The organism is Sulfuricystis multivorans, assembly GCF_003966565.1.
GTDB classification, from domain to species: domain Bacteria; phylum Pseudomonadota; class Gammaproteobacteria; order Burkholderiales; family Rhodocyclaceae; genus Sulfuricystis; species Sulfuricystis multivorans.
In genome coordinates this window covers 414,732-439,129 of record NZ_AP018718.1, presented here as the reverse complement: position 1 = coordinate 439,129, position 24,398 = coordinate 414,732, and the positions used below count along the sequence as shown (strand labels likewise).

The window sequence follows — 24,398 nt, the reverse complement described above, 5'->3', positions numbered from 1 at the left end:
CGGCTTTCGTGACCATCGTTCGCATCCTCGGCATCGACCCGGGCTTACGCATCACCGGTTTCGGGATCATCGACAAGACCGGCCAGAAGCTCGTCTATGTGGCGAGCGGTTGCGTGAAAAGCATTGATACCGATCCCGTGCCGCAGCGGCTCAAGACGCTGATCGATGGCATCGGCGAGGTGATCGCGGCTTATGCGCCCCACGAGGCCGCGATCGAAAAAGTCTTCGTCAATGTCAATCCGCAATCGACGCTCCGGCTGGGTGAAGCGCGCGGTGCGGCGATCGCCGCGCTGGTGGCGGCCCGGCTGCCGGTCGCCGAATACACCGCGCTGCAGATCAAACAGGCGGTGGTGGGCCACGGCAAGGCGGCGAAGGAACAGGTCGGCCACATGGTGATGCGCCTCTTGCAGCTGCCGGGCGAACCCTCGAAGGATGCTGCCGATGCACTGGCCTGTGCGATCTGCCACGCGCATGGCGGGCAGGGACTCGGTAACATCGCCACACAGGGCTTTCGCGTCAGGAAAGGTCGTCTCGTATGATCGGCCGCATCGCCGGTACCTTACTGGAAAAGAATCCGCCGCAGATCCTCGTCGATGTCGGCGGCATCGGCTACGAGCTCGAGGTGCCGATGAGCACCTTCTACAACCTGCCGAACCCCGGCGAGAAAATCACTCTCGTCACCCATCTCGTCGTGCGCGAGGATGCGCATTCATTGTTCGGCTTCCTCACCGAAGCCGAGCGGGCGACCTTCCGCCAGCTGATCAAAATCTCCGGCATCGGCGCGCGCATCGCGCTCGCGGTGCTCTCAGGACTTTCGGTGCAGGAGCTCGCGCAAGCGGTGGCGATGCAGGAAACCGGCCGCATCGTCAAGATCCCAGGCATCGGCAAGAAGACCGCCGAACGGCTGCTGCTCGAACTGAAAGGCAAGCTGCCCACGATCGCTCCGGCCGCGAAACTCGGCGCTGGTGGCACGGCACACGAGCCCCCCCAGGATGCGGCGAGCGACATCCTCAATGCACTGCTCGCGTTGGGCTACTCCGAGCGCGAGGCGCTTGGCGCGATGACAGGGCTCTCGCCCGGGATCGGCGTGGCCGAGGGCATCCGCGCCGCGCTCAAAGCCTTGGCCAAGGGATGAAACGGCGGGGGGTAGAATCGGGGCATGAATGAATCCACTCGCGCCCATGTCCGGATCGCACTCGCCGGCCTGATCATCGTCGGCGCGGTCTGGGTGCTGGCGCCGTTTCTGGCCGCCTTGCTGTTCGCCGCGATCCTCTGTCTGACCACCTGGCCGATGTTCGCCTGGTTCGAAGCCCGCCTCAAGGGCCGCACCACGCTGGCGGCGCTGGTTTCCACCGTCGTGCTTGCCGCCGCGGTATTGCTGCCGATGTCCTATCTCGCCGCGACGATCGCCGATGCCGTCACCCAGTTGATCGGCCTGCTGCGCCCTTGGTTCGAAACCGGCGAATACGCGCCGCCGGCCTGGCTGGCCGGCTTGCCGCTGGTCGGCGAATCGCTCGATGCCTACTGGCGCAAACTCGCCGCCAGCCAGTCGGAGCTCACCCAGCTCGGCAAGCAGCTGTTCGAACCGACGCGCAAGTTTCTGACCGCGTCGGCGACGCTGATCGGCCAGGGTCTGCTGGAACTGACGCTGGTCGTGCTGATCGCGTTTTTCTTCTACCGCGACGGCCACGCTCTCTCTAGCCGCCTTGTCCTGCTGGCGCAGAAGGTCGGCGGCGATCTGGGCAGCCGCATGCTCGTTTTGGCGCGCTCGACGATCATCGGCGTGATGCTCGGCATCGTCGGCACCGCCATCGCCCAGGCGGCCGTCGCCTTGATCGGCTTTCTGATCGCCGGCGTACCGGCCGCGCTGCTCTTGGCCGCGGCGACCTTCTTCTTGTCGATGATTCCAATCGGCCCTCCCTTGATATGGGGCGGCGCGGCCTGGTGGCTCTACGACCAGGGAGAAACCGGCTGGGCGATCTTCATGCTCGTCTGGGGTCTGGCCGTGATCAGCAGCGTGGACAATTTCATCAAACCCCTGTTGATCAGCCGCACCGCCAGTCTGCCGATTCTTCTGGTCGCCTTGGGCGTCTTCGGCGGCGTGCTCGCCTTCGGCTTCGTCGGCATCTTCCTCGGCCCGGTGATCCTGGCGCTGGGCGTAATGCTCTTGGAGAGCTGGTTGTCGCCAGCACCGGCAATCTCATGATCGAGACCGACGTCCTGGCCCAACGCCCGATCACGCCGGTGTGCGCCTCGCCGCAGGAGGAAGCGATCGAGCGCGCGCTGCGGCCGAAGAAGCTTGGCGAATACGTCGGTCAAGCAAAGATCCGCAACCAACTCGAAATCTTCATCGGCGCGGCGAAGAAGCGCCAGGAAGCGCTCGACCATGTGCTGCTGTTCGGCCCGCCAGGGCTGGGCAAGACCACGCTCGCCCACATCATCGCCCATGAGATGGGTGTGAATCTGCGCCAGACTTCGGGACCGGTGCTGGAGCGCGCCGGCGATCTCGCTGCGATCCTCACCAATCTCGAACCGCATGACGTGCTGTTCATCGACGAGATCCATCGCCTCTCGCCGGTGGTCGAGGAGATCCTCTACCCGGCGTTGGAAGATTTCCAGATCGACATCATGATCGGCGAAGGCCCGGCGGCGCGCTCGGTGAAGCTCGATCTGCCCCCCTTCACGCTCATCGGCGCGACCACCCGCGCCGGCATGCTGACCAACCCGTTGCGCGACCGTTTCGGCATCGTCGCGCGGCTGGAGTTCTACACGCCCGAAGAGCTCGCCCTGATCGTGCGCCGCTCGGCGCAACTGCTCAATTGCACGATCGCCGACGAAGGCGCGCTGGAAATCGCGCGCCGTTCGCGCGGCACGCCGCGCATCGCCAACCGGCTGCTGCGGCGCGTGCGCGACTTCGCCGAAGTGAAACACGACGGCGCGATCACGCGCGAGATCGCCGATGCGGCGCTGAACATGCTCGACGTCGATCACCTCGGCCTCGATGTGATGGACCGCAAGCTCTTGACCGCGGTGCTGGAAAAGTTTGGCGGCGGACCGGTCGGCCTCGACAACCTCGCCGCGGCGATCGGCGAGGCGCGCGACACGATCGAGGACGTGCTCGAACCCTATCTGATCCAGCAAGGCTATCTAGCGCGCACGCCGCGCGGCCGTATGGCGACGGCGAGCATCTGGCGGCACTTTGGCCTGGTCGCGCCCAGTCAACCCAACCGCGAGCTGTGGGACAAGGAATGAGCGCCGGCCCGCTCCCCGTGCGCGTCTATTACGAAGACACCGATGCCGGTGGCGTGGTCTATTACGCGAACTACCTGAAATACCTCGAACGCGGCCGCACCGAGTTCCTCCGTCAGCTTGGCTTCGAACAACGCGCACTGGCACAAGAGGCGGGGATCGCCTTCGCCGTGCGCTCCTTTGCTGCCGAGTATCTCAAGCCGGCGCGGCTTGATGACGAACTCGTCGTCGCCACCGCGGTCGAAGCGCTGGGCCGGGCGCAAGTCACCTTCGCGCAAACGATCCAGCGGGGTGAGGAGACGCTCTTCACCGCCCGGGTCAGGGTCGCCTGTCTCGATCTTCACCGTGGGCGCGCCACCGCCCTGCCGGCGCCCATTCGAGAACGCCTCCGACAAACGCAGCCATCATGAACGTCACTCAGGATCTCGCCATCGTCGAATTGATCGCCAACGCCAGTCTGATCGTCAAGCTGGTAATGGCGCTGCTCACCTATGTTTCCGTCATGTCGTGGTACTGGATCTTCCGCAAGTGGTTCCAGCTGCGCGACGCGCGCAGGCAGACCGACCGCTTCGAGCGCGACTTCTGGAGCGGCGGCGATCTGAACACGCTGTATCAGCAGGCGATCGGCGACCCGCAGCACAGCGGCGCCCTGGAACGCATTTTCGCCGCGGGTTTCCGCGAATTCACCAAGCTGCGCAGCCAGCGCCTCGATCCGGCCACCGCGATCGACGGCGTGCGCCGCGCGATGCGCGCCACTTATCAGCGGGAGGTCGACGATCTCGAAGCGCATCTGGCCTTCCTCGCCTCGGCCGGCTCGGTCTCTCCCTACGTCGGACTGTTCGGCACCGTCTGGGGCATCATGCACTCGTTCCGCGGCCTATCCAGCATGCAGACGGCCACCCTGGCCGCCGTCGCCCCGGGTATCGCCGAGGCGCTGGTGGCCACCGCGATCGGCCTGTTCGCCGCGATTCCCGCCGTGGTCGCCTACAACCGTTTCGCGCACGACACCGACCGGCTCGCGGTGCGCTTCGAAAGCTTCATGGAAGAGTTCTCGAACATCCTGCAACGGCAGATGAAATGAGACCCAGACGCCTCAAGCACGAGATCAACGTCGTGCCCTACATCGACGTGATGCTGGTGCTCTTGATCATCTTCATGGTCACCGCACCGATGATCAACCCGGCCGCGATCGAATTGCCCTCGGTCGGCAAGGCCGCCGCGCCACCAGTCGAGCCGCTCGAAATCATCGTCAAAAACGACGGCTCGCTTGCGATGCGCGACCGGGCGCTTGGCGGGGCCACCGTCAGCATCGGCCGCATGGAACTGCTCGAGCGCATCCGCGAAGCGCAAGTGCGGCATCCGGATCAGCCGGTGTTGATCGCCGGCGACCGCAATGCGCGCTATGAAGCGGTGCTCGAGGTGATGGACACGCTGCAACGCGCCGAGGTGGCGAAGATCGGGCTATTGGTTCAACCCAAAAGCAAATGAACGAACCCCGCATCCAGCCGCTTAAAGCCCCAGGCAAGCGCATTGCCTTCGTCCTCGCCGTGCTGATCCATGTCGTACTGATCCTGCTGATCGTCTATGGCATCCGCTGGCAGACGAAAACAGAGGACGTGGTCGAAGTCGACCTGGTGCGTGCCGTCCCGGAGCCGCCGACTGCCGCAGCTCAACCTGCCCCGCAGCCGAAGCCCGAACCGAAACCGCAGCCCGAGCCCAAGCCTGAGCCCAAGCCTGTCGCCAAACCGGAACCGGTGAAGCCGCCGCCCAAACCGGACATCGCCCAGAAATCCAAACCGCTACCGAAACCCGAGCCCAAGCCTGAACCGAGGGGGGAGCCGCCCAAGGATCCTTTCAAGGAACAGCTCGAGCGCGAGATGAAGGAAGCCGAACAGCGCCGTGCCAGCTTAGCGGCCGCCGAAGAGCTGGCGCGCATCAAGGCCCAGCAGGCCAACGCCATCCAGGCAACGGCGATGGCAGACTACATTGCGAAAATCCGCGGCAAGGTGCGGGGCAACATCGTGCTGCCGGCCGACGTGAAAGGCAATCCCGAGGCGGTCTTCGAGGTCACCCAGCTGCCCAGCGGCGAGGTGCTCGAGGTGCGCCTGAAGAAATCCTCCGGCAATCCGGCCTGGGATGCCGCCACCGAGCGCGCGATCCGCAAGTCCAGCCCGTTGCCCACCCCGGCGCAAAAGGAGCTGTTCAGCCGCACGCTGGAGCTGCGCTTCAGGCCTCAGGAAGAATGACCCTGCGCGCCGCGCGTATAATCGCAAGATCATGAAACCGCTCATTTCCCGACTCGCCGCTGCCGCACTGCTCGCCACGGCCGCGATGCTGGCCCAGGCCCAGCTTTCCATCGAAATCACCGGCGCGGGCGCAAGCCGCCTGCCGATCGCGATTACCGACTTTTCCGGCGAGCGCGTCATCAGCCTGGCCCTGACCTCGGTGATCCGCGCCGACCTCGAAAGGAGCGGCCGCTTCAATCTCGTCAACGCCGCCTCTGGCCCGATGGATGAGAACACGCCGCCGAACTTCCCTGACTGGAAAAACCGCGGCGCCGATGCGCTCGCCGCCGGCAGCCTCGTGAGCCTTCCCGATGGTCGCTATGAGACGCGCTTCCGCCTCTACGACATCCAGAAGCAGACCGCGATCGGGGGCCTGGCGCTGGCGCATACCTCGAACCAGCTCCGCGCCACCGCTCACCGCATCGCCGACACGATCTACGAGAAGCTCACCGGCGAGCGCGGCATCTTCTCGACACGCATCGCCTACGTGGTGAAAAGCGCCGGCCGCTACGAGCTGCAGATCAGTGATGCCGATGGCAACAATGCGCAGCCCGCGCTGGCCTCGCGCGAGCCGATCATCTCGCCGGCCTGGTCACCCGATGGCAGCAAGCTCGCCTACGTTTCCTTCGAGCAGAAGAAACCGGTTATCTATGTCCATGATCTGGCCACCGGCAAGCGTCACGTCGTCGCCAACTTCAAGGGCTCGAACTCGGCACCGGCCTGGTCGCCGGACGGCAGGAAGCTCGCCGTGGTGCTGACCAAGGACGGTAACTCGCAGCTTTATCTCGTCAACGCGGATGGCAGCGGCATCACACGGCTATCGTCTTCGACGGGAATCGACACCGAGCCGCAGTTTTCTCCCGATGGCGAATTCATCTATTTCACTTCCGATCGCGGCGGCAGCCCGCAGATCTACCGCCAGCCGCTTGCCGGCGGTGCGACCCAGCGCATCACCTTCGATGGCAGCTACAACGTCACACCACGCCCGTCGCCCGACGGCAAGACGCTCGCCTTCGTCACGCGCGATGGCGGCCGATTTCGCGTCGCGGTGATGGACCTCGCGACCCGCCAGGTGCAGGTGCTCACCGACACCGCGAAGGATGAATCGCCGAGCTTCGCCCCCAACGGTCGCATGATCCTGTTTGCGACCGAAGTCGGCGGGCGAGGTGTGCTCGCAGCCGTCTCGGTCGATGGCCGCGTCAAGCAGCGTCTTTCTGTGCAGGCCGCGGATGTTCGCGAACCGGCCTGGGGTCCCTTCCTCAACAAGTGAGTCTGATCGTCATCAAGGAAAATATCATGCGCTCCTCATTGCTCGTCGCTTCTCTTATCACTCTTGCCCTGCTCGCTGGCTGCGGCAGCCAGCCGCCCGCTCCTGAACAAGCCGCCGCCGGCGTCGAAAGCCGTACGCCGGGGCCCGTCACCTCTACCTCGCCGGTCGACACGGCCAGCACCGATCCCTATTCGCTCGCTGCCTTGAAGGATCCGAAGAGCCCCCTTTCCAAGCGCAGCATCTATTTCGACTTCGATAGCTACGCGATCAAAGACGAATACCAGACGCTCATTGGCCACCACGCCCAGTTCCTGATCAAGAACCCGCAGATGAAGATGCTGATCCAGGGCAATGCCGACGAGCGCGGTAGCCGTGAATACAACCTGGCGCTCGGCCAGAAACGCGCCGAAGCGGTCAAGAAGGCGCTGGTGCTCCTCGGCGTCAAGGAAGCGCAGCTCGAAGCCGTCAGCCTCGGCGAGGAAAAGCCGGTGTGTCTTGATGCCAGCGAAGAATGCTGGGCCAAGAACCGCCGCGGCGACATGCTCTATTCCGGCGAGTTTTGAGCGATGAAGCGCCACGTCTGGCTGGCCTGCCTCGCACTGGCACTGCCATTTTGCGCCCGCGCGGGCATGTTCGATGACGAAGAGGCGCGCCGCCAGATCCGCGAGCTGCGCGCCGAGACGATGGTGACACTCGATGGCCTGCGCCAGCGCGTCGATGCGCTGGCGAAGAACCAGCTCGATTTCACCAACCAGATCGAGGTGCTACGCGCCGAGATCGCACGGCTGACGGGCCAAGTCGAGGTGCTGACCAACAGCCTGGAAGCCGCTCACAAGCGCCAGCAGGATTTCTACGTCGATCTCGACGCCCGCCTGCGCAAGCTGGAAAGTCTGCCGGCCGCGCAAACGGCCGCAGCGCAGGAAGCCCCGGCGCCCGCCGCGCAACAGCCCGCCGATCCGCAGGCCGAGATGCGCGATTACGAGGCCGCGCTGAGCCTGTTCCGCGGCGGCAAATACAAGGAAGCGCAAGCGGCGTTCGAAGCCTTCATCGCCGCGTACCCGAAATCCACGTTGCTGCCGAACGCGACCTACTGGCTGGGTTCCAGCCATTATCAGCAGCGCCAGTTCGACAAGGCCGCCGAGCTCTACGGCAAAGTGGCGGCGGGTTGGCCCAACGACCCGAAGACGCCCGATGCGCTGCTCGCGCGCGCGAACGCCCAGGTCCAGGCAAAGGATGTCAAGGGCGCGATCCAGACGCTCGAAGCGCTGATCCAGAAATATCCGACCAGCGCCGCCGCCGAAAACGGCCGCACTCGGCTCAAGACCCTCGCGCCGAAGAAACGGTGACCGCCGTCCCCACGCTGCGCGTCAGCGAGATATTCCATTCCATCCAGGGCGAATCGACCCGCATCGGTTTGCCCACCGTTTTCGTGCGGCTTGCCGGCTGTCCGTTGCGCTGCGTCTGGTGCGACACAGCCTATGCCTTCTCCGGTGGAAAGACGCTGCCCCTGCCGACGATTCTCGAACGCATCGATGCCTACGGCTGCAAGACCGTCTGCGTCACCGGCGGCGAACCGCTCGCGCAGGCAAACTGTCTGGCATTGCTGACGGCATTGTGTGACGCCGGCTACTCGGTCTCGCTGGAAACCTCGGGCGCGCTCGACATTTCTGCCGTCGATGCGCGTGTTGCGCGCATCGTCGACATCAAGGCCCCGGGCTCGGGCGAAGTCGAGAAAAACCGCTGGGAGAACCTTGCCGTGCTGAAAGCCAGCGACGAGCTGAAGTTCGTGCTCGCTTCGCGTGCCGATTACGAGTGGGCAAAAGACCTCCTCGCCGGACGGCATGTAAAGTCGGCGCTGGCGGAAAATGGAACGTCCCGCCGGGCACCGACTTTTCACGAGGAGTCGGCGCTGGCGGGACGGCACCTTGCCGACCTCTGCCCGGTGATTTTCTCGCCGGTCGCCGATCGGCTTCCGCCCGCAGCACTCGCGGAATGGATTCTCGCCGACCGGCTGCCGGTGCGCTTCCAGTTGCAGCTGCACAAGGTTCTCTGGGGAAGCGAGCGTGGCCGCTAAACCTGCGGTGGTATTGCTTTCTGGTGGCCTGGATTCCGCCACGTGCCTTGCCATCGCGAAAAGCGAAGGTTTCGCTTGCCATTGCCTGTCGGTCGATTACGGTCAGCGCCATCACGCCGAGCTCGCCGCTGCCTCGCGCGTCGCGGCGGCGCTGGGCGTGGTCGAGCATCGTATCGTGCATCTGGACATCGGCCAGTTCGGGGGGTCGGCGCTCACCGACCCCTCGATTCCGGTGCCGACCGAAGGTGTCGGCGACGGCATCCCGGTCACCTATGTGCCGGCGCGCAACACCATCATGCTCGCGCTCGCGCTCGGCTGGGCGGAAATCCTCGGCGCGCAGGACATCTTCGTCGGCGTCAATGCCGTCGATTATTCCGGCTATCCGGATTGCCGGCCGGAATTCATCCGCGCCTTCGAACGGCTGGCGAACCTGGCCACCAAGGCTGGCGTCGAAGGCCATGCGCTGCATGTCCATGCGCCGCTGATCGATCTGTCCAAGGCCGAGATCATCCGCCGTGGCACGGCGCTCGGCGTCGACTACGCGCTCACCGTCTCCTGCTACCAGGCCGATGCCGCAGGCCGCGCCTGCGGGTTGTGCGATTCCTGCCGGCTGCGTCGCGAAGGCTTCGCTACCGCCGGCTTGCCCGATCCGACACGCTATCGCTAAGGAAACGCTGAAGAAGGCCGCGAGCGGGATGCAGCGCAAGGCGTTTGGTGCGCAGCGACCGAGAAAACGAGCCGAAGGCGAAGTTTCGGTGCAGGCTAACAGGAGCGAAGCGCAAGTTATGCCGGAACCACATAACATGGAGTTAGGCGAGGGAGCGACAACGAAGTTGCGGCGAAGGCTCACTTTGGCTTTGCCGAGGTTAAGCGAAGCGGCCGAAGCCAACACCGCGCAACGCAGCGATGCGCCCGCGCAGCAACTTATTCAGCGTTTCCCTAAACTCATTACAATTCGGACACGACCGGCTTCATGTGTGCGGCTTGCGCACCCGCGAAAGCGAGATGCATCAGGCGGCATGCAACGAAGAGCCCTCATGCGTGGCGTCTCGTTCAGCGCGCACCCTGCCGGCAAAAACAAACAAGACTGGAGGAGGTCGAAACGTGGAATTCACGATCCATCATCAGGTATTGCTGGTCGCTTTCGTCCTGGCGACGGCACTGGGCATGTTGGCCAACAAAACCAACTTCTGCACCATGGGTGCCGTCTCGGACTGGGTCAACATGGGCGACACGGGTCGCCTGCGCGCCTGGCTGCTGGCCGGCGCAGTGGCGATGCTCGGGGTCGTCGCGCTCGAGGCGATGGGCAAGCTCAATCTCGCCAGCGGCACCTTTCCGCCCTATCGCACGGCCCAGTTTGCCTGGCTGCGTTACTTGCTGGGCGGCTTCATGTTCGGCATTGGCATGACGCTGGCGTCGGGCTGCGGCAACAAGACCGCGGTGCGCATCGGCGCGGGCAATCTCAAATCGCTGGTGGTTCTCGTCATCGCCGCGTTGTGCGCCTATGCGATGCTGTGGACGAACTTCTACAACGACGCGTTCGGCCGCTGGATCGCGCCGACCACGATCGACCTTGCCGCACGCGGTTTCAAAAGCCAGACGCTCGGCGACCTCACCGGCCTGGGCAATACCATTGCCGGTCTGATCGTGGCGCTTGCCCTGATCGCCTTCGCCTTTGCCGCACGCGATTTCCGCACCAACCGCGACAACGTTTTGGCCGGGATCGGCATCGGCCTGATCGTCATCGCCGGCTGGTATGTCACTGGCGGCCCGATGGGCGCCGAATGGAAAGAGTGGGCCGACTTTGCCGATACCAAACCGCTGCGAGTCGAGACCCAATCCTTTACCTTCATCAGCCCGATGGGAGATGCCGCACGCTATCTGATGAACCCCCGGGATTTCTCCCTGATCAATTTCGGCATCGTCGCGTTGTTCGGCGTGATCTTCGGTTCCTTCCTCTGGGCGATGCTCTCGCGCGGCTTCCGCATCGAGTGGTTCGTCTCGGTGGGCGATTTCCTCAACCACGCGATCGGTGCGGTACTGATGGGCATCGGCGGGGTATTATCGATGGGTTGCACGATCGGTCAGGGTATCACCGGGGTCTCGACGTTGGCACTCGGTTCGATTCTGACGCTCGTGGCGATCATCGCAGGAGCGGCCGCGACGATGAAATTCCAATACTGGCGCATGATGCGCGAGGCTTGATGTTTCAACTATCGACCAAGGAGACTCACAGATGGATCTGATTCGCAGGACGGTACTCAAAGGAGCGGGGGCGACGGGCGTGCTGGCCGGTCTGTTGGCCACCGGCATGCTCAAGCCGACGCTCGCCTATGCCAATGAATGGAACGCCGCCGCCTTCGGCGCCAAGGACCTCGACGTCGCCCTGAAAACCATCGGCGCCGACGGTGCCAGCGCCAATGCCTCTCTCGTCATGAAGGCCCCCGACATAGCCGAAAACGGCGCCGTCGTCCCCGTCGATGTCGTCAGCAACATCCCCAATACCTCCTCGATCGCCATCCTGGTGAAGAAAAACCCCTTCCCGCTCGCCGCCTACTTCGAGTTCTCGAACGGCGCCTTGCCCGACGTCTCGATCCGCCTCAAGGTCGCCGAAACCTGTCCGATCATCGCCATCGCCAAGGCCGACGGCAAGACCTTTTCCACCCAGAAAGAGGTCAAGGTCACCGTCGGCGGCTGCGGCGGCTGAACATCGCTTCCCTCCTTCACGCAAAGGAATCCCATCATGGCTGATCCAATGAAAATCCGCGCCCAAATGAAGGGCGACGTCTGCGAAATCCGCGTCCTCATGTCCCACCCGATGGAGACCGGCCAGCGCAAGGACAACGACGGCAAAACCATCCCCGCCCATCACATCCAGCTCGTCTCCGTCGCCCTCAATGGCAAAACCGTCGTCTCCGGTCAGCTCGCCGGCTCCGTCTCCCGTAACCCCGTCCTCGGCTTCAAGGTCAAGGGCGCCAAATCCGGCGACAAAGTCACCGTCTCCTGGAAAGACAACAAAGGCGACTCCAGAACCGACGAGGCCACCGTGGCGTGAGCCTCTGTTCGCCCAGGCAACGGGAAAGTCACACGATTTCCCCGTTTTCCATGGAATAAACCGCCGCACCAATGCGTCTTAAACCTCGATTCCCTTTTCGAGAAGAGTGTCCGTGAGCCTGTTCCCGTTCATCGGTCGTTCGCGCCAGTTCGAAGCGAAGCTCGAAACGAGCCGTTGCCGCTTGTGGCGGCTGGCTCATTCCTGGTGCCGTAATCGCGCGCTGGCCGACGATCTGGTGCAGGAAACGCTCGCCAAGGCGCTCGATCGCCACAGCCAGTTACGCGATCCGGAGGCGATGCATGCCTGGCTGTGCAGCATCCTGGCGAATTGCTGGCATGACCATCTGCGCGCCGGAAAGGAGACCCTCGACATCGACGCCGTCGAAGAACGCGAGCTGCCCGCCGCCGACTGCCCCGAGGAAGATTGCCTGAAAAACGAGGTCGTCCGGCGGGTGCGCTCGGCCGTCGGCAATCTACCACCCGGCCAACGCGAAGTCGTCACCCTCGTCGATCTCGAAGAGTTTTCCTATGCCGAGGTCGCAGCGATACTGCAAATCCCGATCGGCACGGTGATGAGCCGCCTGTCGCGCGCCCGTGCCAGTCTGCGCGAAGCCTTGCGCGAGCCGCAAGCGACACGGACGACGACCGCCGTAGTACATCGATTGAGAGGCTAGGATGGAAATCTCCGACGAAATCCTCGGCGCCTACATCGACAACGAGCTCGACGCCACCGAGCGCGCGACGATCCAGGAACGGATTGCCAGCGACGCTGCGCTGCGTGCGCGGGCCTGCGAGCTCTGGCAGCTCAAGCAGATGGTGCGCGGCGCCTTTCCGCTGCCCCGCCGCAAGGATACAAAGAGCGGCCCCAGTAGCGGCTCGTTCGGTGGCTGGCCACACGCGCTGGCGGCCTCCCTGTTCGTCGCGGTAGGCGCGATCTCCGGCTGGTTTGCCAACGACCGTTTTGACGCCGACCGGCAACTGGAGCGCCAGATCGAGGCGATCCGTAGCGAAGGCGGCCGCGTCGTGCTGCACCTCTTTTCCGACGAACCGGCGCGCATGGAAGCGGCTCTACGCATGGCCGAGCAGCTTGCCTCGGCTCGGGACACCCAAGGCCGCCCATTCCGCGTCGAATTCCTCGCCAACGGCCCGGGGCTACATCTTCTGCGCCAAGGCGGCTCGCCATATGCCGAACGCGTCGAAGCGCTGCGCCGTCGGCATGCGAACCTGCGACTCGTTGCCTGTCGCGAAGCGATCGCACGCATGCAGGAGCGCGGCCTCGAAGTGAATCTGCTGCCCGGCGTCGAGGAAGCCGCCTCCGCCGAGAGCGAACTTTCCGCCCGCCTGACCCAAGGTTGGCGTTACTTGCAATCCTGATTTCGACAACCCACCAGAGGAGACCCACAAATGGATTTGATCCGCAGGACGGTACTCAAAGGAGCGGGGGCGACGGGCGTGCTGGCCGGTCTGTTGGCCACCGGCATGCTCAAGCCGACGCTCGCCTATGCCAATGAATGGAACGCCGCCGCCTTCGGCGCCAAGGACCTCGACGTCGCCCTGAAAACCATCGGCGCCGACGGTGCCAGCGCCAATGCCTCTCTCGTCATGAAGGCCCCCGACATAGCCGAAAACGGCGCCGTCGTCCCCGTCGATGTCGTCAGCAACATCCCCAATACCTCCTCGATCGCCATCCTGGTGAAGAAAAACCCCTTCCCGCTCGCCGCCTACTTCGAGTTCTCGAACGGCGCCTTGCCCGACGTCTCGATCCGCCTCAAGGTCGCCGAAACCTGTCCGATCATCGCCATCGCCAAGGCCGACGGCAAGACCTTTTCCACCCAGAAAGAGGTCAAGGTCACCGTCGGCGGCTGCGGCGGCTGAACATCGCTTCCCTCCTTCACGCAAAGGAATCCCATCATGGCTGATCCAATGAAAATCCGCGCCCAAATGAAGGGCGACGTCTGCGAAATCCGCGTCCTCATGTCCCACCCGATGGAGACCGGCCAGCGCAAGGACAACGACGGCAAAACCATCCCCGCCCATCACATCCAGCTCGTCTCCGTCGCCCTCAATGGCAAAACCGTCGTCTCCGGTCAGCTCGCCGGCTCCGTCTCCCGTAACCCCGTCCTCGGCTTCAAGGTCAAGGGCGCCAAATCCGGCGACAAAGTCACCGTCTCCTGGAAAGACAACAAAGGCGACTCCAGAACCGACGAGGCCACCGTGGCGTGAGCACTCGAAAGTTTCGCACCCCAAAGAGGAGGAAAACATGAAAATCCGCCACACCCTCGGCGCCCTTTGCGCCTTCGCCGTCGCAGGCAGCCTTTGCGCGCAGACGGCGGACAACATCGATCACGCGAAAGCAGCCAAGGAATTCGAGAAGTTCCGCGCCGAAATGGAAGACAGTAACCCGGCCGAGCTCAACGAGCTGAAAGGCGAAGAGCTGTGGAAAGCGAAACGCGGGCCCAAGAACGTCTCACTTGCCGAAAGCTGTGACTTGGGTCTGGGCATCGGCAAGCTGGAAGGCGCCTATGTGCAGATGCCGCGCTATTTCAAGGATGCCGACGCGGTAATGGATGCCGAGCGGCGCATCGTCTGGTGCATGGTCGAAAAGCAGGGCTTCAAGTTCGCGGACATCGCCAAGAAGCCCTTCCAGAGTCCCAATGACAGCAGCGCGCCGGACATCACCAACCTGGTGATGTATGTCGCCGGCCATTCGCGCGGCAAGCCTTTCGCGGTGAACCTGAAAGACCCGAAAGTGCGCGAGGTCTATGAAATCGGCAAGGAGGTCGCGCATTACCGCGCCGGCCCCTATGACTTCGCCTGCAGCACCTGCCACGGCGTCGATGGCAAACGCATCCGCATGCAGGATCTGCCGAACATCAACAGCAAAGAGGGCGCGACCAAGGCGGTGATGGGCTGGCCGGCCTGGCGCATGACCGGCGGCGTGGCACTGACCCTGCAGTGGCGCATGAACGACTGCTTCCGTCAGCAGCGTTTTCCCGAGCCGAAATACGCTTCGGATACCATCACCGCCTTGCTGACCTACATGACCGCCAACGCCAACGGCGTGGTCTATAAGGGGCCGGGCATCAAGCGCTGATCACTTCGGGGAGAACATGACATGAACCGCAACATCATCCTGGCCGCTTGCGCGGCCCTGCCTTTCCTGACCGCGAGCCTGCCCGCCCGGGCCGATGCCGACTATCGCGCCAAGGCGATCGCGATGATCAAGAAAGATTTCAAGCCCCGCGGTCAGGCCAGCCTCGACCGGCTGGCCGAAGACGGCGTGCAGGCGATCTGCAACCGCACCGGCAACCATCCGCCCGAAGCGATCGCCAAGGCGCTCGAGGCGGATCAGTTGGCCACGGTCGAATGGCCGGCCGACGGCAAGCTGATGGGTGACTGGAAGAAAGGCGAGAAACTGGCGCAAAGCGGCCGCGGCTTTACCTGGAGAGACAAGCCGGGCCTGCCGGTCGGCGGCAACTGCTACAACTGTCACCAGATCAGTCCGAAGGAGGTCGCCTTCGGCACGATCGGGCCGAGCCTGCTCAATTTCGGCAAGCTGCGCGGCAACACCCCGGAGACGCAGAAATACGTCTATTCGAAGATCTATAACGCGAAGGCCTACAACCTGTGCTCGGAGATGCCGCGCTTCGGTCGCGTCGGTGCCCTGGCGCCCGAGCAGATCAAGGATCTGGTCGCGCTGCTGCTCGATCCGGAGTCGCCGGTCAATAAATAAAGGCGACGTCCGGCGAGGCCGGGCGTTCTTTTCCCGAGGAGAGATTCATGTCCATGAACCGACGCGAGTTCATGCAGGTTCTTGCGGCCGCATCCGCTGCCGGCTTCGTGCTGGACTCCCGCTCACTGCTTGCCGCACAGGGCGGTGAGAGGTTCTACGATCTGCCGCGTTTCGGCAACGTGCATTTCCTGCATTTCACCGACTGCCACGCGCAACTGCTGCCGATCTGGTTCCGTGAGCCGGACGTCAATCTCGGCGTGGGCAGCATGCAGGGCAAGACGCCGCATCTGGTCGGCGAGAAGCTCTTGAAAGCCTATGGCATCAAAGCCGGCAGCCGCGAGGCGCACGCCTTCACCTATCTCGATTTCGTGCAAGCGGCGAAAACCTACGGCAAGGTCGGCGGCTTTGCGCATCTGGCCACCCTCGTCAAGCAGCTGAGGGCGAGCCGCCCCGGCGCGCTGCTGCTCGACGGCGGCGACACCTGGCAGGGCTCGGCTACGGCCTTGTGGAGCAAGGGCCAGGACATGGTCGATGCCTGCAAGCTGCTCGCCGTCGACGTGATGACCGGCCACTGGGAATACACCTATGGCGACAAGCGCGTCAAGGAGGTCGTCGAGAAGGATTTTGCCGGCAAGATCGATTTCGTCGCCCAGAACGTCAAGACCGCCGACTTTGGTGATCCGGTCTTCAAGCCTTACAGCCTGCGCGAAATGAACGGTGTCAAAGTCGCGGTGATCGGCCAGTCGTTTCCCTACACGCCGATCGCCAACCCGCGCTACCTGGTGCCGGAATGGACTTTCGGCATCCAGGACGAAGAGATGCAGAAGGTCGTCGATGAGGCACGCGCAGCCGGCGCGCAAGTGGTCGTGGTGCTCTCGCACAACGGCATGGACGTCGATCTGAAGCTTGCTTCGCGCGTTACCGGCATCGATGCGATCTTCGGCGGCCACACCCACGACGGCGTGCCGCAGCCGGTCAAGGTGAAGAATGCCCAAGGTGTGACACTGGTCACCAATGCCGGCTCGAACGGCAAGTTCCTCGGCGTGCTCGATTTCGATGTCAAAGCCGGCAAAGTCGTCGATTTCCGTTACAAGCTATTGCCGGTGTTTTCGAACCTGTTGCCCGCGGATGCCGAGATGGCCGCGCTGATCGAAAAGATTCGCGCGCCGCATCTCGATAAGTTGCAGGAAAAGCTCGCCGTCTCGGAAGGGTTGCTCTATCGGCGCGGCAACTTCAACGGCTCGTGGGACCAGCTGATCCTCGATGCGATGATGGAGGGCAAAGGCGCCGACATCGCCTTCTCGCCGGGCTTTCGCTGGGGCACGACGATCCTGCCGGGAGAGGCGATCACCTTCGAGCACCTGATGGACCAGACGGCGATCACCTATCCCTACTCGACATTGACCGAGATGACCGGCGTGCAGATCAAGGACATCCTCGAAGACGTCTGCGACAACCTGTTCAACCCCGATCCCTACAAGCAGCAGGGTGGCGACATGGTGCGCGTCGGCGGGCTCGCTTACGCCTGCGCGCCGAACGAGAAGATGGGCAATCGTATCCAGGACATGCGCGTAAAGGGTCAGCCGCTCGATCCGAACAAGAAATACAAGGTCGCCGGCTGGGCACCGGTCGGCGAGGGCGCCTCGGGCGAGCCGATCTGGGAAGTCGTCGCCCGCTGGCTGCGCGAGAAGAAGACCGTCACCCCGCGCAAGCTCAATTCGCCGCGGCTGATCGGAGTGGCGGGCAATCCTGGGCTGGCGTAAGCCTCGCGCTGACAATGCAAATCGGCGCCAGTGCGCGGTAAGATGCGGTTCCCCCAGCGCCGATTTTCTGCACCTCATGGAATTCCAGCTCCTCGACTACCACAACGGCATCTACGCCTTCGATGCAGGCTATGTGCGCCACCAGCTCGCCGCCGTGCATCTCGTCGTCGATGATGGTCGCGCCGCCTTCATCGACAACGGCTCCAATGCTTCCCTGCCGCGCGCGCAACGGGCGCTCGCGGCACTCGGCCTGACAGCCGAGGCGGTCGACTACGTGATCGTCACCCACATCCATCTCGATCATGCCGGTGGCTCGGGCGCCTACATGCAAGCCTTTCCGAACGCGAAATTCGTCGTCCATCCCCGCGGAGCGCGCCACATGGTCGATCCGACCAAGCTGATGGCCGCCACCGAAGAGGTCTATGGCAAAGAGACCGCGCAGCGCCTTTACGGCACGCTGATCCCCGTGCCGGCCGAACGCGTCATCGAGACCGCCGACGGCATGGTGCTCGGCTTGGGCCGGCGTGAGTTCGCGTTCTTTGACTCCCCCGGCCACGCGAAACACCATGTCTTCATCCACGACCGCACCGCCAATGGCATCTTCACCGGCGACACCTTCGGCATCGCCTACCGCGAGATGGACGCGCCCAATGGCCGGCCCTTCGTCTTTCCCTGTCCCACACCGTCGCAGTTCGATCCGGTCGATTGGCGCGATTCGGTCGAGCGGATGATCGCGCTTTCCCCCGAGGCGGTGTATCTGACCCACTTCTCCCGCATCGCGCCGCCGCGCCCGCTGGCGCAAGACCTCTTGCGCCGCATCGACGACTGCGTGCGACTGACGAAAGAAACACTGCGCGAGGGCGAAGACGACGCCCATGCGCGGCTGATGGCCAAGCTCGCCGATTACCTCGTCAGCGAAGCACGCGCCCACGGCACGCAGCTTCCTGAAGCCGAGATCCGCAAGCTCTGGGCGATGGATATCGATCTCGATGCGCAGGGATTGCTGATCTGGGCCCGGGGGTAAAATCGGCGCGATGTCCGCGCCCCTGCCCCGCTTCGTCCATCTCCGGCTCCACAGCGAATACTCGATCACCGACGGCCTGATCCGCCTCGACGAGGCAGTCAAACGCGCGGTGGCGGATGGCATGCCGGCGTTGGCGCTCACTGATCTTGCCAACCTCTTTGGCATGGTCAAGTTCTATACGGCGGCGCGCGCCGCGGGCCTCAAGCCGATCATCGGTTGCGATGTCTGGATCGCCGGCGAAGAAGGCGCTGACGCGACGCAAGCGTCGCGGCTGCTGCTGTTGGCGAAAAACCGTGCCGGCTATCTGCGCCTGTGCGAGCGGATCACTGCCGCCTATCTGCGACCGCGTCGTCATGGCCGCGCCGAGATTCCACGCGCCTGCTTTTCCGGCGACAATGATGGGCTGATCGCGCTTTCCGGCGGCCCCAGCGGCGAAATCGGCCAGTGGCTTGGCGCCGGCAAGTTCGACAAGGCGACCGCTTGTGCGCGGCAGTGGGCCGACCTGTTTCCGGATGCCTTCTATCTCGAAATCCAGCGTCCGGATGGCAGCCGCGACAACCCGGCGCAGGAAACCCTGATCGCCGCGACGCTGCGCCTGGGTGCGGAACTGGGTTTGCCGGTGGTCGCCACCCATCCGGTGCAGTTCCTCGACGCGGACGACTTCCGCGCCCACGAGGCGCGTGTGTGCATCGCCGAAGGCTATGTGATGGCCGACCGCCGCCGCCCACGGCTTTTTCATCCGGCGCAGTATTTCAAGACGCAGGAGGAAATGGCCGAGCTGTTCGCCGATCTGCCGGAAGCGCTGCAAAACAGCGTCGCGATCGCGCAGCGCTGCAATCTGTCCGTGCCGCTGGGCAAGAGTTTCCTGCCGAAATTCCCGACGCCCAACGGCGAATCGGTCGAGGAGTATCTCGCCCAGATGGCGCGCGCCGGCTTGGAACGCCGTCTCGAACGGCTCTATCCAGACCCGCTTGAGCGCGAAAGTCGGCGCTCGCACTACGGCACACGGCTCGAATTCGAGATCCAAACCATCATCCAGATGGGCTTTCCCGGCTACTTCCTGATCGTCGCCGACTTCATCAACTGGGGCAAGAACAACGGCGTGCCGGTCGGCCCCGGACGCGGCTCCGGCGCCGGCTCGCTGGTCGCCTATGCCTTGGGGATCACCGATCTCGACCCGCTGCGCTATGACTTGCTGTTCGAGCGCTTTTTGAACCCCGAGCGCGTCTCGATGCCGGACTTCGACATCGATTTCTGTCAGGAAGGGCGCGACCGGGTGATCGACTATGTGCGGAGCAAATACGGCCAGCACGCGGTCAGCCAGATCGCCACCTTCGGCACGATGGCCGCGAAGGCGGTGATCCGCGATGTCGGCCGCGTGCTCGACCTCGGCTTCAATTTCGTCGACCAGTTCGCCAAGCTGATCCCCAATGAACTGGGCATCACGCTCAAGGAGGCGCGCGAAAAGGAGCCGCAGATCAACGAGCGGCTTTCCCAGGAAGAGGAGCTGGCCGAACTGTGGGCGCTCGCCGAGAAGCTGGAGGGACTCACCCGCAACGTCGGCATGCATGCCGGCGGCGTCTTGATCGCGCCGGGCAAGCTGACCGATTTCTGTCCGCTCTATTCGGCCGACGGCGGCGCCGAACACGTCGTCACCGTCAGCCAGTTCGACAAGGACGACGTCGAAAAGGCGGGCCTGGTCAAATTCGACTTCCTGGGCTTGCGCACGCTGACGATCATCAATGAGGCGGTGCGCTTCGTGAAAGAGGTCGAGGGCATCGAGGTGAAACTCGAAGCGCTACCGCTCGACGACAAAGAGACGTACGACAAGATCTTCAAGACCGCCAACACCACGGCGGTATTCCAGTTCGAATCGCGCGGCATGAAGGAAACGCTTTTGCAAGCGCGCCCCGACTGCCTCGAAGACCTGATCGCTTTGAATGCGCTCTATCGGCCGGGGCCGATGGATTTCATCCCGAGCTTCATCGCCCGCAAACACGGCCGCGAGCGCGTCGTCTATCCTCACCCCTGCCTGGAAAAGGTCTTGAAGCCCACCTACGGCATCATGATCTACCAGGAACAGGTGATGCAGACCGCGCAGGTGGCCGCCAACTACACGCTCGGCGGTGCGGACCTCTTGCGCCGCGCGATGGGCAAGAAAAAACCCGAGGAGATGGCCAAGCAGCGGGCGATCTTCGTCGCCGGCTGCGCGCAAAACGGCATCGACGAAGCGAAGGCGAACGAGATCTTCGACACGATGGAGAAATTCGCCGGCTACGGCTTCAACAAGTCGCATGCCGCCGCCTATTCGCTGGTCGCCTACCAGACGGCCTGGCTCAAATGCCATCACCCGGCGGCCTTCATGGCGGCGACGCTGTCCTCGGAAATGGCCGACACCGACAAGGTGCAGTTCTTCTACAACGACGCACGCGACAACGGCATCAGCTTCCTGCCACCGGACATCAATACCGGCACCGTGCGCTTTACACCCGTCGACGCCCGCACCATCCGCTATGGCCTGGGCGCGATCAAGGGCACCGGGGAAGCGGCGCTGGCGGCGATTCTCAAGGCGCGCGAGGCGGGACCGTTTGCCGATCTCTTTGATTTCTGTCGGCGCATCGACCGGCGCATCGTCAATCGCCGCGTCATCGAGGCTTTGATTCGCGCTGGCGCCTTCGATGGCATCGACGAGCATCGCGCCAAGTTGCTCGCCTCGGTCGGGCGGGCGATCGACGCCGCCGAGCAAGCCGAAAAGAACGCTCATCAGGGCGGCCTGTTCGACATCATGGAAGCCACGCTGCCGGCAGCGGCGCATTGTCTCGAAGTGCCCCGCTGGTCCGAGCGCGAACGGCTGCTGAATGAAAAACAGGCGCTCGGTTTCTTCTTCTCCGGCCATCCCTTCAATGCCTGCGCCGATGAAGTGGCTGCCTTCGTGTCACGACGACTGGCCGAGCTCAAGCCCGAGCGCGAATCACAGCGGATCGCCGGCATCGTCGTCGGCGTGCGCACGCAGATGACGCGGCGCGGCAAGATGGCCTATGTGACGCTCGACGACGCCAGCGCGCAGGTCGAAGTCTCGATATTCAACGAGCTGTGGGAGCGCGCGCGGGCGATGATCCGCGAAGACGAACTGCTCATCGTCGAAGGCAAAGTGAGTCGCGACGATTTCAGCGGCGGGCTGCGCATCAATGCCGACGCCCTGATGACGCTTCCCGAGGCGCGTGGACGCTACGCCCGCCTCTTAAGGCTTACGCTCAACGGCCAGGCGAACGCCGACAGCGCGGCCCGGCTGCGCAGCCTACTCGCCCCCTACCGCGCCGCCGAAAATGTCTGTCCGGTGCGCATCCATTACCGCAACCGCGAGGCCGAAGCCGAGCTGGCGCTGCCCAACGACTGGCGCGTGCGGCTGGATGACCGGCTGCTCGCCGAACTCGCCGACTGGCTCCAGCCCGGAAACGTCCGCGTCGTCTACGGCTGATGCCGTCCCGCCAGCGCCGCTTCTTACAGCGAGGCGCGCCGCTCGAAGCCATCAAACTCGCCTTCGCCCAGCTCGACCGCGACGTGCTCGACCACCGCATTGGGCGGACCGCGCCGCGCCCACCGGATGATCGCGGCGACCTGCTCGGCGCTGCCGGCCACCATCGCCTCGACACTGCCATCACTACGATTCCTCACCCAGCCGGTCACGCCCAACCGCCGCGCTTCCTGCGTCATGCCCTCGCGGAACCAGACGCCCTGCACGCGACCACTGATGATCAGATGCCGGACTTCGCGGCTCATTTCACCTGCATGCCGGGGAAGGCGCCGGCATCGGGCGAGAGTAGGAACAGACCGGGATGTTCGCCGCTCGGATCGGAGGCGGCGAGCACCATGCCCTCGGAGATGCCGAACTTCATCTTGCGCGGCGCAAGATTGGCGACCATCACGGTCAGCCGCCCGACCAAGCTGGCCGGATCGTAGGCCGACTTGATGCCGGCAAAGACCTGCCGCGTGCCCAGCGGCCCCAAATCGAGCGTGAGGCGAAGCAGCTTTTCGGCGCCTTCGACCTGGGCCGCTTCGGCGATGCGTGCGATGCGCAAATCGACCTTGGCGAAGTCATCGATCGAGATTTGCGCGGCGGCAGACGTTTTCTCGCCGACCTGATGCTGGGCATGGCGTTGCGGAGAATGCGCATCGGGCGCCGGCGCGAGCGTCTCCCGGTTGGCCGCCAGGAGGGCCTCGATCCGCTTCATCTCGATGCGCGTCATCAGATGCTCATAGGGATTGATCTGATGCGCCGGCGGCAGCAGATGCGCCGCATCGCGCCAGGAAAGCGGCGCGATGTTGAGGAATTCCTCGGCCTGTTTCGCAAGCTTCGGCAGCACGGGTTTCAGATACAGCGTCAGCAGCCGGAAAGCGTTGATCAGCATCGTGCACACCACATGCAGCTCGCGCTCCCGGCCGCCCTGCTTGGCGAGCTTCCACGGCTGGTGATGATCGACATACTGATTGACCTGATCGGCAAGCGCCATGATGCGCCGTATGGCGCGGGCAAAATCGCGCTGCTCGTATAGGCTTGCGATCTCCTCGGCCGCGAGCATCAGCTCGGGCAGGCTGGCCATGAAGCGCTCCTGGAAGGGCGTATCGAGCAGCTTGCCCGCGAACTGCTTGGTGATGAAGCCAGCGGCGCGGCTGGCGATGTTGATGAACTTGCCGACCAAGTCGGCATTGACGCGGGAAACGAAATCTTCCAGATTGAGGTCGATGTCTTCCATCGAGCCGTTCAGTTTCGCGGCAAAGTAATAGCGCAGCCATTCCGGGTTCAGCCCTTGTTCGAGATAGCTCGCGGCGGTGATGAAGGTGCCGCGGCTCTTGCTCATCTTCGCGCCATCGACGGTCAGAAAACCGTGCGCGAAGACATTGGTCGGCGTCCGGTAACCGGCGAACTCAAGCTCGGCAGGCCAGAACAGCGCATGAAAGTAGAGAATGTCCTTGCCGATGAAGTGATAGAGCTCGGCTTTCGAATCGGGCTTCCAGTAGGCATCGAAGTCGAGCCCCTTTTTCGTGCAGAGGTTTTTGAACGAGCCCATGTAGCCGATCGGCGCATCGAGCCAGACATAGAAATATTTGCCCGGCGCATCCGGAATCTCGAAGCCGAAATAGGGCGCATCACGCGAGATGTCCCAGTCGGTGAGCTTGTTTTCCCCCTCGTCGCCCAGCCACTCGGCCAGCTTGTTGGCGGCCTCGGTCTGCAGGCTGCCACGGCGCGTCCATGCCCGCAAGAACTCCTGGCAGCGCGGATCGGAGAGCTTGAAGAAATAGTGAGCGGATTTTTTCAGTTCCGGCTTGGCGCCGGAAACCGCGGAATAGGGATCGATCAGATCGGTCGGCGCATAGGCCGCGCCACAAGCCTCGCAGGAGTCGCCATACTGGTCTTTCGCCCCGCATCGCGGGCATCGACCCTTGATGAAACGATCGGGCAGGAACATCCTTTTCACCGGATCGAAGAACTGCTCGATCGCGCGCACCTCGATCAGCCCGGCCGCCTTGAGCTTGTTGTAGATATCCTCCGCGTAGAAGCGCGTCTCGTCGGAATGGGTCGAGTAATAGTTGTCGAAAGCGATGTGAAAGCCGGCGAAGTCGCGCAGATGCTCGCCATGCACGCGAGCAATGAGCGCTTCTGGGCTGATGCCCTCCTTTTCGGCGCGCAGCATGATCGGCGTGCCATGCGTGTCGTCGGCGCACACATACCAGCATTCATGGCCGCGCATCTTCTGGAAGCGCACCCAGATGTCGGTCTGGATGTATTCGACGAGATGGCCAAGGTGGATGGCGCCGTTGGCGTAGGGCAGCGCGGAGGTGACGAGAATCTGGCGGGAAGTCATGATTGCAGGTTCCACGGGGAAAGGCTGGAAATTCTAACAAACGCCCTCATCTGCCTTTTGCCTGCAGTAATATTAGACCAAA

Annotated in this window: 27 protein-coding genes; 25 read left to right on the top strand and 2 right to left on the bottom strand. The window is 63.7% G+C overall.

Annotated features, from left to right (window positions below; genetic code table 11):
* Nucleotides 1-8: 8 nt before the first annotated feature.
* The 25 genes from ruvC (at nucleotide 9) to dnaE (ending at nucleotide 21,930) form a co-directional block, all read left to right on the top strand.
* On the top strand, nucleotides 9-539 hold the full coding sequence (gene ruvC / locus EL335_RS02110) for a crossover junction endodeoxyribonuclease RuvC (RefSeq protein WP_172599997.1): 531 nt from the start codon (nucleotides 9-11) through the stop codon (nucleotides 537-539).
* Nucleotides 536-1,135 carry a Holliday junction branch migration protein RuvA gene (gene ruvA, locus EL335_RS02105; protein ID WP_126444022.1) on the top strand — a complete coding sequence of 200 codons (600 nt, stop codon included), beginning with the start codon at nucleotides 536-538 and terminating at the stop codon, nucleotides 1,133-1,135. The genes ruvC and ruvA overlap by 4 nt, the downstream gene beginning before the upstream one ends.
* A gap of 24 nt (nucleotides 1,136-1,159) precedes the next feature.
* A complete protein-coding gene (locus EL335_RS02100) occupies nucleotides 1,160-2,206 on the top strand; it encodes an AI-2E family transporter (RefSeq protein WP_126444021.1) in 1,047 nt (348 codons plus the stop codon).
* Nucleotides 2,203-3,252: a Holliday junction branch migration DNA helicase RuvB gene (gene ruvB / locus EL335_RS02095; RefSeq protein WP_126444020.1), complete on the top strand. Its 1,050-nt coding sequence runs from the start codon at nucleotides 2,203-2,205 to the stop codon at nucleotides 3,250-3,252. Before EL335_RS02100 ends, ruvB begins: the two co-directional genes overlap by 4 nt.
* A complete protein-coding gene (gene ybgC, locus EL335_RS02090) occupies nucleotides 3,249-3,659 on the top strand; it encodes a tol-pal system-associated acyl-CoA thioesterase (protein WP_126444019.1) in 411 nt (136 codons plus the stop codon). The genes ruvB and ybgC overlap by 4 nt, the downstream gene beginning before the upstream one ends.
* Entirely contained in the window at nucleotides 3,656-4,330 is a 675-nt protein-coding gene (tolQ, locus tag EL335_RS02085; protein ID WP_126444018.1) for a protein TolQ, read from the top strand. Before ybgC ends, tolQ begins: the two co-directional genes overlap by 4 nt.
* Nucleotides 4,327-4,737, top strand: a complete 411-nt coding sequence (locus tag EL335_RS02080) for an ExbD/TolR family protein (protein WP_126444017.1) — start codon at nucleotides 4,327-4,329, stop codon at nucleotides 4,735-4,737. The genes tolQ and EL335_RS02080 overlap by 4 nt, the downstream gene beginning before the upstream one ends.
* Nucleotides 4,734-5,495: an energy transducer TonB gene (locus EL335_RS02075; RefSeq protein ID WP_126444016.1), complete on the top strand. Its 762-nt coding sequence runs from the start codon at nucleotides 4,734-4,736 to the stop codon at nucleotides 5,493-5,495. Before EL335_RS02080 ends, EL335_RS02075 begins: the two co-directional genes overlap by 4 nt.
* A gap of 31 nt (nucleotides 5,496-5,526) precedes the next feature.
* Nucleotides 5,527-6,804 carry a Tol-Pal system beta propeller repeat protein TolB gene (gene tolB, locus EL335_RS02070; protein ID WP_126444015.1) on the top strand — a complete coding sequence of 426 codons (1,278 nt, stop codon included), beginning with the start codon at nucleotides 5,527-5,529 and terminating at the stop codon, nucleotides 6,802-6,804.
* A 26-nt stretch (nucleotides 6,805-6,830) separates the two neighbouring features.
* Nucleotides 6,831-7,367, top strand: a complete 537-nt coding sequence (pal, locus tag EL335_RS02065) for a peptidoglycan-associated lipoprotein Pal (RefSeq protein WP_126444014.1) — start codon at nucleotides 6,831-6,833, stop codon at nucleotides 7,365-7,367.
* Nucleotides 7,368-7,370: 3 nt separating this feature from the next.
* Nucleotides 7,371-8,150 (top strand): tol-pal system protein YbgF, encoded by a 780-nt coding sequence (ybgF, locus tag EL335_RS02060; RefSeq protein ID WP_126444013.1) that lies wholly within the window; start codon nucleotides 7,371-7,373, stop codon nucleotides 8,148-8,150.
* Nucleotides 8,147-8,878 (top strand): radical SAM protein, encoded by a 732-nt coding sequence (locus tag EL335_RS02055; RefSeq protein ID WP_126444012.1) that lies wholly within the window; start codon nucleotides 8,147-8,149, stop codon nucleotides 8,876-8,878. The genes ybgF and EL335_RS02055 overlap by 4 nt, the downstream gene beginning before the upstream one ends.
* Nucleotides 8,868-9,545, top strand: coding sequence for a 7-cyano-7-deazaguanine synthase QueC (gene queC, locus EL335_RS02050; RefSeq protein ID WP_126444011.1), 678 nt, complete (start codon nucleotides 8,868-8,870; stop codon nucleotides 9,543-9,545). Before EL335_RS02055 ends, queC begins: the two co-directional genes overlap by 11 nt.
* A gap of 437 nt (nucleotides 9,546-9,982) precedes the next feature.
* Nucleotides 9,983-11,083: a YeeE/YedE family protein gene (locus EL335_RS02045; RefSeq protein WP_284155410.1), complete on the top strand. Its 1,101-nt coding sequence runs from the start codon at nucleotides 9,983-9,985 to the stop codon at nucleotides 11,081-11,083.
* 31 nt (nucleotides 11,084-11,114) lie between these two features.
* A complete protein-coding gene (gene soxY / locus EL335_RS02040) occupies nucleotides 11,115-11,585 on the top strand; it encodes a thiosulfate oxidation carrier protein SoxY (protein ID WP_126444008.1) in 471 nt (156 codons plus the stop codon).
* A gap of 36 nt (nucleotides 11,586-11,621) precedes the next feature.
* A complete protein-coding gene (soxZ, locus tag EL335_RS02035) occupies nucleotides 11,622-11,933 on the top strand; it encodes a thiosulfate oxidation carrier complex protein SoxZ (RefSeq protein ID WP_126444007.1) in 312 nt (103 codons plus the stop codon).
* A gap of 112 nt (nucleotides 11,934-12,045) precedes the next feature.
* Nucleotides 12,046-12,606, top strand: a complete 561-nt coding sequence (locus EL335_RS02030; protein WP_126444010.1) for an RNA polymerase sigma factor — start codon at nucleotides 12,046-12,048, stop codon at nucleotides 12,604-12,606.
* A gap of 1 nt (nucleotide 12,607) precedes the next feature.
* Nucleotides 12,608-13,306 carry a DsrE family protein gene (locus EL335_RS02025; protein WP_126444009.1) on the top strand — a complete coding sequence of 233 codons (699 nt, stop codon included), beginning with the start codon at nucleotides 12,608-12,610 and terminating at the stop codon, nucleotides 13,304-13,306.
* Between the two features lie 30 nt (nucleotides 13,307-13,336).
* Nucleotides 13,337-13,807, top strand: coding sequence for a thiosulfate oxidation carrier protein SoxY (soxY, locus tag EL335_RS02020; protein ID WP_126444008.1), 471 nt, complete (start codon nucleotides 13,337-13,339; stop codon nucleotides 13,805-13,807).
* 36 nt (nucleotides 13,808-13,843) lie between these two features.
* On the top strand, nucleotides 13,844-14,155 hold the full coding sequence (soxZ, locus tag EL335_RS02015) for a thiosulfate oxidation carrier complex protein SoxZ (RefSeq protein ID WP_126444007.1): 312 nt from the start codon (nucleotides 13,844-13,846) through the stop codon (nucleotides 14,153-14,155).
* Between the two features lie 37 nt (nucleotides 14,156-14,192).
* Nucleotides 14,193-15,026, top strand: coding sequence for a sulfur oxidation c-type cytochrome SoxA (gene soxA, locus EL335_RS02010; protein WP_126444006.1), 834 nt, complete (start codon nucleotides 14,193-14,195; stop codon nucleotides 15,024-15,026).
* 21 nt (nucleotides 15,027-15,047) lie between these two features.
* A complete protein-coding gene (gene soxX / locus EL335_RS02005) occupies nucleotides 15,048-15,665 on the top strand; it encodes a sulfur oxidation c-type cytochrome SoxX (RefSeq protein ID WP_126444005.1) in 618 nt (205 codons plus the stop codon).
* Between the two features lie 47 nt (nucleotides 15,666-15,712).
* Nucleotides 15,713-17,428 (top strand): thiosulfohydrolase SoxB, encoded by a 1,716-nt coding sequence (gene soxB, locus EL335_RS02000; protein ID WP_126444004.1) that lies wholly within the window; start codon nucleotides 15,713-15,715, stop codon nucleotides 17,426-17,428.
* A gap of 76 nt (nucleotides 17,429-17,504) precedes the next feature.
* On the top strand, nucleotides 17,505-18,452 hold the full coding sequence (locus EL335_RS01995) for an MBL fold metallo-hydrolase (RefSeq protein ID WP_126444003.1): 948 nt from the start codon (nucleotides 17,505-17,507) through the stop codon (nucleotides 18,450-18,452).
* Between the two features lie 10 nt (nucleotides 18,453-18,462).
* The gene (dnaE, locus tag EL335_RS01990; protein ID WP_126444002.1) at nucleotides 18,463-21,930 is read left to right on the top strand and encodes a DNA polymerase III subunit alpha; all 3,468 of its coding nucleotides are present in this window, start codon (nucleotides 18,463-18,465) and stop codon (nucleotides 21,928-21,930) included.
* A gap of 23 nt (nucleotides 21,931-21,953) precedes the next feature.
* On the opposite strand, the gene EL335_RS01985 is transcribed toward dnaE, so the two are convergent.
* Both EL335_RS01985 and metG read right to left on the bottom strand, forming a co-directional pair.
* Nucleotides 21,954-22,232, bottom strand: coding sequence for an acylphosphatase (locus tag EL335_RS01985; RefSeq protein WP_126444001.1), 279 nt, complete (start codon nucleotides 22,230-22,232; stop codon nucleotides 21,954-21,956).
* Complete coding sequence (gene metG / locus EL335_RS01980; protein WP_126444000.1) at nucleotides 22,229-24,316, bottom strand: methionine--tRNA ligase; 2,088 nt, start codon at nucleotides 24,314-24,316, stop codon at nucleotides 22,229-22,231. The genes EL335_RS01985 and metG overlap by 4 nt, the downstream gene beginning before the upstream one ends.
* Between the last annotated feature and the right edge of the window lie 82 nt (nucleotides 24,317-24,398).